This window comes from Pseudomonas sp. NPDC087614, assembly GCF_044743485.1.
GTDB lineage: Bacteria > Pseudomonadota > Gammaproteobacteria > Pseudomonadales > Pseudomonadaceae > Aquipseudomonas > Aquipseudomonas baetica_A.
In genome coordinates this window covers 1-12138 of the sequence record NZ_JBIUWN010000114.1, presented here as the reverse complement: position 1 = coordinate 12138, position 12138 = coordinate 1, and the positions used below count along the sequence as shown (strand labels likewise).

The following is a 12138-nucleotide window of genomic DNA, read 5'->3' as shown; positions in this document are numbered from 1 at the left end:
CTCCACCAACCGCTCGAAGCTCTCAACGCGGCCGTACACATCAGACACCCACTGATCCTTCGGCGCGTAGCGGCCGTAGTCGATGACCACGTACCAGGTGCCGTTCTTGTACTTCTCGACGCTGTTGAGTTCCGGGTGCAGATAGACGCTGCCGCCCGGAATGGTTTCGTCGGCGACCAGGGTCTGCAACCAGTCGTTGATGCGCTTGACCTCCTGATCCATGAACGACTTGGTCAGGTTCTTCGCCATGGCTTTCTGGCCGGCCTTGACCAGCTTGCGGCTGATCGCATCTTCGAGGCCGACGTAGCTGATGAACTTGCCGGTGATCGAGCGGTTACCCAGTAGCGAGAAGCCGCCGAGCACGGTGCGGGCGTAGTAGCTCACGCCGTAACGGTTGAGCAGATCGCCTTCGGTGGAGGTGTCGAGGATGTTGTATTCCACGACGCGGGAAACGTCTTCGGCGTAGGTCACCTGGTTGCCCGGGCTCTCCCACTGCTTGACCTTGGCCAGCGCGGCAATCGCCAGGCTGGAAGGCGACAGGAAGACGTTTTTCTTCGCCGCTTTCGAGTACACGGCCGGCATGTTGTGCACCACCAGGCAACGGTCGAAACCGAGATCGGCGCCGCCCAGTTCCTGGCTGTACAGCACCTGATCGGCGACCGAGGCATCCTTGCCATCCAGTACCACACGGGCCTTGATGCGCTTGCCGAACGAGGCGAACTCGCTGGCCACCGCTTTGGTGCCGGTGAAGCCCGGCGCGCCGATGATGGTCAGGTCTTCCGGGACACTGCCCAGTGCAGCCAGACCGAGCTTGCGGCCGGTGGTTGGATCGACGCCGCCGATCACTGCGTTGACGGTGTCAGCCGGAGTCGCGCCCGCTTCGACGATGACCACATAGACCGGCACCTTGACCACTTTGAGGATCTGGTAAACCGCGTGGTACAGCGTACCCTCTTCGGCGCCGGTCGGATCGAGCAGCGCATGGGTGGTGAAGCTGTTGATGCGGAACGGGGCGTTACGCGGAATCAGCGGATCGGCCTTCGGCGCGGTGCCGACCAGACCGATGACGTTGTCACCCAGGCCACCCATGGCCTCGGGGGATTCGGTGGCATTGACGGTAATGCCGTTGTGCTCGAAGTTCAAAACCTCAGCCATGTTCAGTCAGCCTTCTTGGCAGCGGCCTTTTTGGCCTGGGTGGAGGGGGTTTTCAGTTCCAGTCGACCGGCGAAGTGCAAGGCACTGGCCTCGACGTCGAGCAGATCAAGGTCTTGACCGACGCTCGACCAGTGCCCACCGCCGGTGGGAAATGGGACGAGCACGGTGTAGGTTTGGCGGGTTGCCATTTTTCGTTTCTCCATAAACGGGAAAGCCCCTCGTGGGGAGGGGCTTGGCGGGTGTTGAGTTTCGTATAAGAAAACGCCCTGGCGATGCGGGGCGTTTATTCAGTTATGGCAACCGAGGAACTTGCCATGGGAATTCCTGCTGAATTTCATTGAATCTGCACACTCCAGCAGCACGAATACCTTCCCAGCCTGGTTCTCCCATAATTTCCATGCGCTGCGCTTCGGCGAAAAATCGATCCGAACCGGTAGTGGGATTGGCATAAGCGCGAAGTCGTAGAGCTTCGACTTCCTCAGCGGTATATGACGCAGGCTGTTGCTCAGGCAGGGCATGTTTGGAAATAACGCCCGCGGCATCGAGTTTCCAAACGCCATCCATCTCTTGTGTAATGCGCATCCACAGGCTTTCATCGACTTCGAGGGCGCCCTCGGGAATTTCATTTACGCCGCGAATCAGGCGTGAGTTGAGAATGCCTGTGGCATCAAATGTCACGTACTTCATGCCATTCACCTTTAATGTCCAATAGAGAACCAAAAGAAGTTCGTGGGCGTTTGTATTGCCCCGCCCGACAAACCAGAGCTGACGCCTACGGCTGTGAATCCGGTATTCGACGGCATACTCGTGAACTCGATTACATCGGCCGCACCCGAAACGTTGAACGGTGTGGATTGCACACCCAGACAGGCGTTAGGGAAGCTCAACGGAAACGGAACTGCCGTGAAGGCAGCCGGGATCGAGGCATAACCCCACTGGATGATCAGACCACCCAGCCATGTTGGAAAAACCAGATAGCCGTTCGCGGCCTTTAATATCTGGAATCCCCAGCGCAGTTTCTTCGGTGTCACGATGGTCGTGTCATCCGCTCCCGAATCCGCTTGTGCCTGAGTGGCAATTTTCGCCGTGCCTCGGTTGGTTTCCGATGCTTGCTGCGCGAGAACGGCCAACGCGGCGATATCGATGCTTCCCTGATTGATCGGGGCGTTCCAGGCTTTGATGCACCACATGACACTGATGTTTCGTGGGCGTGCTCCAACAAGAATGCCTCGGTCATAGATAGGCAGACTGTCTAAATATGACAGCCCTGCTCTCTCAGCCGTGCTAACGGAAATGCCGGTATCCGGATACATGGCCTTACTGACAACGTCACCTCCAACGTAGGAATGACTGTTCTCAGTGAGAGTCGGACCAAGCTTGAACCCAACGGTCGTGTCTTGCAGCGCTGTAAGTGCGGGGGTTACTGCATCGGTCGCTATGAGTGTTGCCTTTTGGAAGCTTCCCAATTCCCGTCCAGCGTCTACTCCTCGGCCATGATCCCAACCACGCAGAAATTCACCACGCGACTCTGGCAACCGGAAATAGCCCGCGCCCTCGTTACCTTTGTTGTAGGTGGTGCCGAGAAACGCTGCCAGATCCGGATAAGTCGCAATGCTCTGCACACTGCCATCCAGCTCCAGATAACCGGGTGCAACGATCCCTGTCGGGAATGCCAGAACAGCGCCCACCGGAACGGCGGACTTGAGCCGTTCGACTTCCTTGGCCAGCGCGGCAACATCGATGGTTCCCTGATTGACCGGGGCGTTCCAGGCTTTGATGCACCACATGACGGCGATGTTGCGGGGGCGGGTTTCAGTAGCCGCACCAAAGTTGTAGGTCCTGACGCGACCAATAGTCAGCTCGGCGTTGTCACCTTCCGTACGTAGAATCCAGTCCGCGGCCGTATCCTTCAACACTACAGTTGGTGTCTCCCCATTTGGATCAACAGCCTGCCCACCTCCCGACCCGGTCGGAATGGAATGGTAGTGCGCCTTTAGACTATCAGATTGAAAGCTACCGGCAGCACGCCCGGCATCCACACCACGCCCATGATCCCAGCCGCGCAAAAACTCCCCACGCGCCTCAGGCAGCCGGAAATTCCCAACCCCCTCATCCCCCTTATTGAACTTGCCGCCCAGATAAGCGCTCAAGTCCGGGTAAGTCGCACTGCTCTTGACGCTGTTATCCAGCTCAAGAAAACCCGGCGGCGGTGCATCAACCGGGAACGCCACAATCGAGCCCACCGGCAACGCCGACGCCTTGGCAATCAGCGCTTCGACTTCAGCCTTGGTGTACGAGTCCTTGATGCCAAACCCGGCCAGCGTCTCGGGATTTGCCCCGGCAGTTGCCCGGCCATATTCATCAACGGTCAGACTCTTGTAAGTCCCGGCGGCAATCCCGGTGCGCCCGGCCAACATCTTGAAGGTCAGTGCTGTGGTGCCCAAAGTGATCGGCGCGTTAGTCGTGAGATGCCACAGCGAATCACCATTGGCCGTGCCCTCCTCCACCATGACCGTCAGCCCCGGCGTAACCTTGGCGTTACTGTTGGCATCGGTTGCCCGCACCCAGTTGCCATTGGCGACGACCCACAGGCCGTTGTCCTTGGCCAGCGTCTGATTCGCAACAAGCACGCGGTCGCCAGCAATCACTGCGACCCCGTCAATTTGCTGCGCATCGTTCAACACGATGTTGGTGGTAGCCGCAACACGCACCGACTGCTTACCATCGAGCTTGCCGAGTTCTTCGGCGAGGTAACTCATGACCCAGGCACGGGTGGCTTTAACCACGGTGTCATCAATCAACAACGTCACCAAGGACGCATTGCTGGTCTCGAAAATCGAGCGAATGTAGAACTCTTTACCCGAACCCGACGTGGCCAGCACCGGTTTGAACGACTCCGGATATTTGACGATGGCGTAGAGAATCCCGGTGTCGGTCCACAGCCCGGCTTCACGCACATACCAACCGCCAACATCCGGCGGAATGGTCACTTCGGCGAGCAGCCAGCTCGGATTCTTCTCGTCCTGGAACAGCGCATTGAGCGGCCCGCGCCAGACTTCACGTTTCAGCGCTGTGGCGGTCGCGGCCGGATTGTAGACCGAGCCGCCGCCGTCGCCGACAGAAATCTGCGTCAACTTGATCGGCACGCCCGCGGCTTTGCACGCCGTTTCGTAGGCAATCCCTGCGTTGGTGAGCAGGGTGTAATAGTCAGCCATTCAGGCCCCCTGAGGATAAATAGTGGATGTTTCGACGGTGTACAAAGCAGCGGCCATGAACGCCTCGCCAGAGGTTTCAAGCCCTTCGATGAACACCGGATAAACCGTGGTCAGTTCGCCGCAAAATGTCGCTGCGCCGATGTAATGTCTGCCAAAAGCGCTCAAGCCGACCGAGACCGACAGCACATCCCGCTCGCTCTTGGCATCAGCCAGACGTCGGTCGAGACGGGCGTCGATTTCCTCGCTGTAGGGTTGGTCGCTGAAGGCACGCACGGTAAAGCTGTAGGGCGCGCCGGGCGGTGTCTGCTCGTACCAAGCGCGGACTTCGGGGCGCAGTTGCAACCCCTTGGCCGCGTTCTCCAGTGCCTTGCGGGTGCCGGCCTGGCGTGCGGTGGGCCAGGCGAGTTCAACGGTCAGGCGCTTTTCCGTTTCAGGTGCGGCGGTGCTCCATTCGGCGACACCGCGATCCGCCGCCAGATACGGCAGAAACGCGACCGGTGTTTCGCTCGGGTTCATCAATTCGGGGAACGGCGGCGCGATGCGATCAAGCAGTGCGCCGAAGCCCTGATCCAGCCCGCGTTCGAGTGCCGAGCTGTTGGCCGGCAACAAACTCGGGCGTTGTGTTGGCTCACTCATAACGTCAGCACCTCGACCTCGACCGCCGTGCAATACGGCGCTTGAAACGCAGTGGTCACGATCGGCGCCAGCGGTTCCAGAATCTGCAGTTGCACGGCACCGGCGCTGTGCAGCGTGTAGTCGATCCAGCTCGGATCGACCCGTCCTTCCAAACGATGGCAACTGTCGGCGTAAGCCTGCAATTGCTGCTGCGCGGCGACTTGGGTCAGGCCCGAATCGGGGCCGGAATTGATCTTGGCAACGACGCGAATTTTGTAGCGCTGAATGTCGGCAGCCTTGACGGTGACGAGGTCAGTTTCCGGTCGCACATCGGGCCGGGCGAAGTGTTGGCGAACGCCTTCAAGCAATGCCTGCGAAGGCGTGCCGTCATCGTTCCGAGCAAGCACGGTGACCTGCACTTCGCCCGGCGCGGTGCGGCGGCCATTGCCATCCTTGACCTGCGCGGCGAGGCCATCTGGGTTGAAGGTGTAAGTGACATTCACCACACCGGCATCGGTGGATTCGACTTTCACCGTCGGCCGTTCACCGAGGGTGAACACCTCGCGGCGATACTGCATTCGCGAGCCCGCTGCCGGGGCGTGCGGTGCCAGGTAATAGCGCAGCCGGGCGTCGTCGTCGCTTTCGTAAATCGCGGGTACCGGCGGGAATGCCGCCGGGTCGCCCGGATCGAGCAACTGCCGCTCCAAGCCCATGTCCGCCAGCCGTGCATCGAGGTTGCTGCCGGTCGCCCACCACGCCAGCATCTGCTTGATGCGAGCGTTGTATTTGCGTTCATGGGTTTGCAAGCGCACGCAGAAGGCTTCCAGCGCCAGGGTCAGCAGCTCGCTTTCGTTGTCGAGGCTGGTCTTGAGTTTCGCGGCGCTGTCCGGTGCTCGGGCACCGACGTATTCGACGACGAAGGTCTTGAACTCGGCGAGCAGGTCTTCGAAGGCGTCGACGGTGATCAGCGCCGGTTCGGCCAACTGATTCTGGCCGGGGATCAACATGCTCATGTCACTACCTCGAAGGTCTGTTGACGGTTTTTCCAGGTGCCGGCGAAACGCAGCAGCAGACCGGCGCCCTGACGGCTGGCGACGATCACTTGCGGCTGAAAATCATCGATGCCGTTTTGCTTGTTGTAGAACGCCTGTGCTGCGTGGCTCTGAGCCAGAAGCAAAACGTCGTCGCCGAGGTTTTTCCCCAGCAGCGTGGGGATCAGCGAGCCATAAAGGGGCCTTTTTTGCCGGGTGCCCAGCGGCGTGGTCAGGGCCCGGGTCGCGCGCTGCACAAACTGCAGCCAGTCGTCGACCGCGGCCCCGCTGTCTCTATCGATTCCGATCATGGGAAGCTCTTGAATCAGGGGCTGATGACACGGCCCTGGTGATCGACCAATGGGCCGCTGAAGTGCACGCCCGAGGCGTCGATGGTCAGGCCGACGGCGCCCAGTTGCAGGTTGATTGCCTGTGGGGTCATTGCCAGTCGCGCCGGGCCGATGCTCAGCTCCAGCGCTTCGCGAGAACCACTGAAGGCTGCCGGGCCGTTCTGCCAATGCAGGGTGTGTGTGGCGTCGTCGTAGCCGCTTTCGCTGCCGTCCTGATGCACGCGGCGCGTCAGCGTCGGTACGGTCGAGGCCGGCGGAAAACGGTCGCTGTTCAGACCGAAAAGCGCCACGCTCTGCGCGCTGCTTTCACCGCTGCCGTAGTTGAACAGCAGACACTGCTCACCCACGGTCGGGATCCGCGATTCACTTTGCGCTCCGGCGCTCGGGTTGAAGAACTTGATGGCCGGCGTGAGCAGGCCACCGTGGCTGACCGTGCAGGTGTTGCTCGCCGCGTCGACTGTCTGGCAGACGCCGATGCGGCAGTAGCTCTCGGCGCGCCGATGCAGGTCTTCGATTTCCGCTTCCATCTCGGCCAGACGTTCGATGACCGGGCCCAGTTGCATGCGCAGCAATGCGTCGAACATCGGTCAGGCCTCCAGCGCGGTGTATTGGTCGGGGTCGTCGATATTGCTGACTTCCCAGGTACGGGCGAATTTCGGCGTGCCGAGCGGGTCATCAAGCAAGGTCGGGCCGAGGTAGAGGGTCTGGGTGAACGTCAGGGTCCAGGCTTTGTATTGCTGCTCGGCGCGGATAAGCAGTGACGGCAGACCATCAATGTTCATCGGCAGATCGCATTGATCGCCGGGCAGGTTCCAGCGGTTGTCGGTAATCAGGTTTTTCAGCACGGCGATCAGATCGCACGCCGCAAACGCCGTGGCGGAAAGCGCCGGGATGACTTGCAGCGACAGCGTCAGCACATGAGCGATACGTCCATCAGCGGCACGTATTCCCGGTGCGTTGCGGTCAAAGTCGATCAACACCCAGGCCTGATCGCCGGGAGCACTGAAGTCTTCGTGACCGCCAACCTGCACATTCAGGCCGGTGGCGTTGCGCAAGGTTGTCGCCATCGCGGTGAACAGCTGCGAGGGCTGCTGGATCGGTGCCGGCATGTATTGACCTCCTTTTCAAATGTCCACGCAAAACCCCGCCGCAACAGTTGCGGCAGAGCAAATCAGTGAAGGGGTTAGTGTGGATCGCGCGGCGCTGGCACTTCGCAGACGCCGATGCGCTTGGCCGCCCAGCGTTCGTAAAGACCGATGGCCACGTCGGCGCCGGCCATTGCGGTCAGGCAACCAATTGCGCACGCAGCCCAGATCGACATGCCGGCGGCGTACAGCAGCATGATCGCCGAGACGCCGCAAATAACGCAGGCCCCTGATCGTAATGCCAGACGTCGCATCAGCGCCCAGCCACGAGCGCCCTCCTTATCGGCCCGCCACATTTCGCCGGATACCCCGCCGACCAGGGCGAGCAGAATGACCAGCCAGATCGGCATGTCCGCCAACGCTTGTTGCTCGTTTGTCATGTCACGCCTCCTGGTGTGATTGATGAAAAATGTGTGTTGGGTTCAAACGGTTTCTCTTGAGGTAGGCATTCCAAAAAGCCCGGCAAATCCGCCGGGCTTTTCAGTAATGCGCTCCTTCGCCTTCCTTTTAATCCTGTGTTCAAAAAAGGAAGCTGACTTTTCGGCGCTACTGGCGCGGTACGAGTCCATTCAAATTGTTTTTCCGACCGCGGTCCCTGCCCGCCGGATAACTGCTTGTGGTGCTTTACGCTGCACACCCGGGTCAGTTGCCAACCCTCTGAACCGTTGAGGCCGGTTCATCGCTGCCTGTTCTTGTGGAACTAAAGAGCTTTCGTTTCCAGCCGCTTTGTCGAGCGGCTTGGTGGCAATAATATGCATGGATGCATATCCAGTCAATGCGTAAATGCATTTATTTATGCGCGCAGCATGCGTTCATGCATGAAAGCCGCATAAATCAAGGCGCTGGGGGTTTTGCACAGGCGAAAAAAAACCCGCCGAGGACGGGTTTTATCTGACCGGGGTCTGCTTAACGGGCGTACATGCCCCACCAGAAGACGTGACCGAGGATGACGATCTGCTCTTCCTGGATTTCCTGGAAGGTGTAGTCCTCGTCCGGATGTTCGTCGCGGTTGAAGCTGCGCAGGCGAATACCCGTAGGCAGGCGATAGAGTTGCTTGACCCGCAACTGGCCGTTGTGATTGATCGCATACAGGTCGCCATCAATGATGTCGCCGATGCCACACTTGCCCGCATTCACACCAACGGTGGCGCCATCGCGCAACACCGGCGTCATGCTGTTGCCACGCACGGTCACGCATTTGGCCTGGTCGAACTGCACGCCGTTGTGCCGCAGGCTGCGCTTGCCGAAGCGCAGGCTGGAGCGCTCGCTTTCTTCGATGACGAATCTTCCTGATCCAGCTGCCAATTCAACCTCGCGAAGAAAGGGTACCGACACCTCGTCGTCATCGACAGGGGTGTCGTCGTCCCACAGCATTATGTCCTTGAGTTCCGCATGCACGTCACCACGCGCGGCACCGGCCGACGGTGCAACATCCGCGCGCCCGCGCAACTGATCGGTGCTGACATTGAAGTACTCGGCGATCTTCGAGATGTGTTTATCCGAAGGATCGACGATCTTCCCGCTGAGAATCCGCGAGAGAGTGGATTGAGGCACGCCGGTGCGACGGTGGAGCTCCGTGGGGGAGATCCCGTGCTGGTCGAGCAGTGCTCTTAAGACGGAGGATACGTTGCGTTTTTGCATAACGCGCATAGTGCTTGAAGTTTTTCGCGAAGACAAATGCTGATTTGCATAAATCGTGCATAAATCACATTTAAATGCAGAAAACTGTTAGCGGGCCGTCGCGCCTGCGTCGGGCAGACCGCTCATGGTAACCTTGCGCTCATCGCGTAAAAGCCTGGCAGATGCCTCGCTTTTGCCCTACACCTTTGAACGAGTTGCCTGACAATCCGATGAATAAAGCCGTCTCCGACCTGTCCTCCCACACCCCGATGATGCAGCAATACTGGCGCCTGAAGAACCAGCACCCGGATCAGCTGATGTTCTATCGCATGGGCGACTTCTACGAGATCTTCTACGAAGACGCGAAGAAGGCCGCCAAGTTGCTGGACATCACCCTGACCGCGCGCGGGCAGTCGGCGGGGCAGGCAATTCCGATGTGTGGGATTCCTTACCACGCAGCGGAAGGTTATCTGGCGAAGCTGGTCAAGCTCGGCGAGTCAGTGGTGATCTGCGAGCAGGTTGGCGATCCGGCCACCAGCAAAGGCCCGGTGGAACGTCAGGTGGTGCGGATCATCACCCCGGGCACGGTCAGCGACGAGGCGCTGCTCGATGAGCGCCGCGACAACCTGATCGCGGCGGTATTGGGTGACGAGCGTTTGTTCGGCCTGGCCGTGCTGGACATCACCAGTGGCAACTTCACCGTGCTGGAGATCAAAGGCTGGGAGAACCTGCTGGCGGAACTGGAGCGGGTCAACCCGGTTGAACTGTTGATCCCCGATGACTGGCCGAAAGATCTGCCAGCGGAAAAACGCCGTGGCGTGCGTCGGCGTGCGCCGTGGGATTTCGAGCGTGACTCGGCGCTCAAGAGTCTCTGCCAACAGTTCTCCACCCAGGACCTGAAAGGTTTTGGCTGCGAAAACCTGACCCTGGCCATCGGCGCTGCCGGTTGCCTGTTGGCCTACGCCAAGGAAACCCAACGCACCGCCCTGCCCCATTTGCGCAGCCTGCGCCATGAGCGCCTCGACGACACCGTGGTGCTGGACGGCGCCAGCCGCCGCAACCTGGAACTCGACACCAACCTGGCCGGAGGTCGCGACAACACCCTGCAATCGGTGGTCGATCGTTGCCAGACCGCGATGGGCAGCCGTCTGCTGACCCGCTGGTTGAATCGTCCGCTGCGTGACTTGACCGTACTGCTGGCACGCCAGACTTCGATCACTTGTCTGCTCGACGGCTACCGCTTCGAAAAGCTGCAACCGCAGCTCAAGGAAATCGGCGATATCGAGCGGATTCTGGCGCGAATCGGTCTGCGCAATGCCCGTCCCCGTGACCTCGCGCGGCTGCGTGATGCCCTCGGCGCCCTGCCGCAACTGCAAGTGGCGATGACCGATCTGGAAGCGCCGCACTTGCAACGTCTGGCCACCACCACCAGCACCTACCCGGAACTGGCGGCGCTGCTGGAAAAAGCCATCATCGACAACCCGCCTGCGGTGATCCGTGACGGCGGCGTATTGAAAACCGGTTACGACAGCGAACTCGACGAGCTGCAATCGTTGAGCGAAAACGCCGGCCAGTTCCTGATCGATCTGGAAGCGCGGGAGAAAGCCCGCACCGGCCTGGCCAACCTGAAAGTCGGCTACAACCGTATTCATGGCTACTTCATCGAGTTGCCGAGCAAGCAGGCTGAATCGGCTCCGGCAGACTACATCCGCCGTCAAACCCTCAAGGGCGCCGAGCGCTTCATCACACCGGAACTGAAAGAATTCGAAGACAAGGCACTGTCAGCCAAGAGCCGTGCCCTGGCCCGCGAAAAGATGCTCTACGAAGCGCTGCTGGAAGATCTGATCAGCCAGTTGCCCCCGTTGCAGGACACCGCCGGTGCGCTGGCCGAACTGGACGTGCTGAGCAATCTCGCCGAACGTGCGCTGAACCTTGACCTGAACTGCCCGCGCTTCGTCAGCGAGCCGTGCATGCGCATCACTCAGGGGCGTCACCCGGTGGTCGAGCAAGTGCTGACCACGCCGTTCGTGGCCAACGATCTGAGCCTGGATGACAACACGCGTATGCTGGTGATCACCGGCCCGAACATGGGCGGTAAATCCACCTACATGCGCCAAACCGCATTGATCGTGCTGCTGGCGCATATCGGCAGCTTCGTACCGGCAGCCAGTTGCGAGTTGTCACTGGTCGACCGGATCTTCACCCGGATCGGTTCGAGCGATGACCTGGCCGGTGGCCGTTCGACCTTCATGGTGGAAATGAGCGAAACCGCCAACATCCTGCACAACGCTACCGAGCGCAGCCTGGTGCTGATGGACGAAGTCGGTCGCGGTACCAGCACCTTCGACGGTCTGTCGCTGGCATGGGCGGCGGCCGAGCGTTTGGCGCATCTACGCGCCTATACGTTGTTCGCTACGCACTATTTCGAACTGACCGTTTTGCCGGAAGCCGAGCCACTGGTAGCGAATGTGCATCTCAACGCCACCGAGCACAACGAACGCATCGTGTTCCTGCACCACGTCCTGCCCGGACCTGCCAGCCAGAGCTATGGCTTGGCGGTTGCACAACTGGCCGGTGTGCCGAGCGAAGTGATCGTACGCGCCCGCGAACATCTGAGCCGCCTGGAAGACACCGCTTTGCCACATGAAGCGCCAAAACCAGCGGCCAAGGGCAAACCGGCGACACCGCAACAAAGTGACATGTTCGCCAGCCTGCCGCATCCGGTGCTGGATGAGTTGGCTAAGCTGGATCTGGATGACCTGACGCCGCGTCGGGCGCTCGAAATGTTATATGCACTGAAGAACCGGATCTAAGCACTAACGAAGCGGATATAACGCAAACGGCTTCAAGCTGGTAGAATCTCGCGCGGTTTGGGATGCTGCCGGCTAATAGCCTGGCTGGCAGACATCGCTCCCGAACCTGGCGCCCCCTACCGTGAAGGGGCAACGCTGCCGCCGCCTGAGGAGAGAATTAGAAATGACCTTCGTCGTCACCGACAACTGCATAA

General features: G+C 60.0%; 13 protein-coding genes. 1 reads left to right on the top strand and 12 read right to left on the bottom strand.

The window, feature by feature from the left end:
* The 12 genes from ACIOWA_RS26105 to ACIOWA_RS26050 form a co-directional block, all read right to left on the bottom strand.
* On the bottom strand, window positions 1-1155 hold a 1155-nt coding region (locus ACIOWA_RS26105), incomplete at its 3' end, for a phage tail protein (RefSeq protein ID WP_401162650.1).
* Window positions 1156-1157: 2 nt separating this feature from the next.
* Window positions 1158-1343, bottom strand: coding sequence for a hypothetical protein (locus tag ACIOWA_RS26100; protein WP_095050422.1), 186 nt, complete (start codon window positions 1341-1343; stop codon window positions 1158-1160).
* Window positions 1344-1446: 103 nt separating this feature from the next.
* Window positions 1447-1842 (bottom strand): hypothetical protein, encoded by a 396-nt coding sequence (locus ACIOWA_RS26095; protein WP_339464348.1) that lies wholly within the window; start codon window positions 1840-1842, stop codon window positions 1447-1449.
* Window positions 1843-1853: 11 nt separating this feature from the next.
* Complete coding sequence (locus ACIOWA_RS26090) at window positions 1854-4370, bottom strand: phage tail protein (RefSeq protein WP_401162648.1); 2517 nt, start codon at window positions 4368-4370, stop codon at window positions 1854-1856.
* Window positions 4371-5006 (bottom strand): phage tail protein I, encoded by a 636-nt coding sequence (locus ACIOWA_RS26085; protein WP_401162646.1) that lies wholly within the window; start codon window positions 5004-5006, stop codon window positions 4371-4373.
* The gene (locus ACIOWA_RS26080; RefSeq protein ID WP_401162644.1) at window positions 5003-5998 is read right to left on the bottom strand and encodes a baseplate J/gp47 family protein; all 996 of its coding nucleotides are present in this window, start codon (window positions 5996-5998) and stop codon (window positions 5003-5005) included. The genes ACIOWA_RS26085 and ACIOWA_RS26080 overlap by 4 nt, the downstream gene beginning before the upstream one ends.
* Window positions 5995-6327 (bottom strand): phage baseplate protein, encoded by a 333-nt coding sequence (locus tag ACIOWA_RS26075; RefSeq protein ID WP_339507511.1) that lies wholly within the window; start codon window positions 6325-6327, stop codon window positions 5995-5997. The genes ACIOWA_RS26080 and ACIOWA_RS26075 overlap by 4 nt, the downstream gene beginning before the upstream one ends.
* A 14-nt stretch (window positions 6328-6341) precedes the next feature.
* Complete coding sequence (locus ACIOWA_RS26070) at window positions 6342-6950, bottom strand: phage baseplate assembly protein V (RefSeq protein ID WP_401162641.1); 609 nt, start codon at window positions 6948-6950, stop codon at window positions 6342-6344.
* Between the two features lie 3 nt (window positions 6951-6953).
* Window positions 6954-7475, bottom strand: a complete 522-nt coding sequence (locus ACIOWA_RS26065; RefSeq protein WP_339430570.1) for a hypothetical protein — start codon at window positions 7473-7475, stop codon at window positions 6954-6956.
* Between the two features lie 74 nt (window positions 7476-7549).
* A complete protein-coding gene (locus ACIOWA_RS26060; protein WP_339430569.1) occupies window positions 7550-7891 on the bottom strand; it encodes a phage holin family protein in 342 nt (113 codons plus the stop codon).
* A 189-nt stretch (window positions 7892-8080) separates the two neighbouring features.
* On the bottom strand, window positions 8081-8269 hold the full coding sequence (locus ACIOWA_RS26055) for a hypothetical protein (RefSeq protein WP_401162639.1): 189 nt from the start codon (window positions 8267-8269) through the stop codon (window positions 8081-8083).
* 148 nt (window positions 8270-8417) lie between these two features.
* On the bottom strand, window positions 8418-9161 hold the full coding sequence (locus ACIOWA_RS26050; protein ID WP_339430568.1) for a S24 family peptidase: 744 nt from the start codon (window positions 9159-9161) through the stop codon (window positions 8418-8420).
* A 200-nt stretch (window positions 9162-9361) separates the two neighbouring features.
* Between ACIOWA_RS26050 and mutS the strand changes: the two genes are divergently transcribed.
* The gene (gene mutS, locus ACIOWA_RS26045; RefSeq protein ID WP_339464344.1) at window positions 9362-11944 is read left to right on the top strand and encodes a DNA mismatch repair protein MutS; all 2583 of its coding nucleotides are present in this window, start codon (window positions 9362-9364) and stop codon (window positions 11942-11944) included.
* Window positions 11945-12138 lie beyond the last annotated feature (194 nt).

Coding starts and splice junctions, on each gene's coding strand:
- mutS (WP_339464344.1), top strand. CDS start 9,362: ATGAATAAAGCCGTCTCCGACCTGTCCTCCCACACCCCGATGATGCAG.
- ACIOWA_RS26065 (WP_339430570.1), bottom strand. CDS start 7,475: ATGCCGGCACCGATCCAGCAGCCCTCGCAGCTGTTCACCGCGATGGCG.
- ACIOWA_RS26085 (WP_401162646.1), bottom strand. CDS start 5,006: ATGAGTGAGCCAACACAACGCCCGAGTTTGTTGCCGGCCAACAGCTCG.
- ACIOWA_RS26095 (WP_339464348.1), bottom strand. CDS start 1,842: ATGAAGTACGTGACATTTGATGCCACAGGCATTCTCAACTCACGCCTG.
- ACIOWA_RS26055 (WP_401162639.1), bottom strand. CDS start 8,269: ATGCATATTATTGCCACCAAGCCGCTCGACAAAGCGGCTGGAAACGAA.
- ACIOWA_RS26100 (WP_095050422.1), bottom strand. CDS start 1,343: ATGGCAACCCGCCAAACCTACACCGTGCTCGTCCCATTTCCCACCGGC.
- ACIOWA_RS26050 (WP_339430568.1), bottom strand. CDS start 9,161: ATGCGCGTTATGCAAAAACGCAACGTATCCTCCGTCTTAAGAGCACTG.
- ACIOWA_RS26060 (WP_339430569.1), bottom strand. CDS start 7,891: ATGACAAACGAGCAACAAGCGTTGGCGGACATGCCGATCTGGCTGGTC.
- ACIOWA_RS26090 (WP_401162648.1), bottom strand. CDS start 4,370: ATGGCTGACTATTACACCCTGCTCACCAACGCAGGGATTGCCTACGAA.
- ACIOWA_RS26070 (WP_401162641.1), bottom strand. CDS start 6,950: ATGTTCGACGCATTGCTGCGCATGCAACTGGGCCCGGTCATCGAACGT.
- ACIOWA_RS26075 (WP_339507511.1), bottom strand. CDS start 6,327: ATGATCGGAATCGATAGAGACAGCGGGGCCGCGGTCGACGACTGGCTG.
- ACIOWA_RS26080 (WP_401162644.1), bottom strand. CDS start 5,998: ATGAGCATGTTGATCCCCGGCCAGAATCAGTTGGCCGAACCGGCGCTG.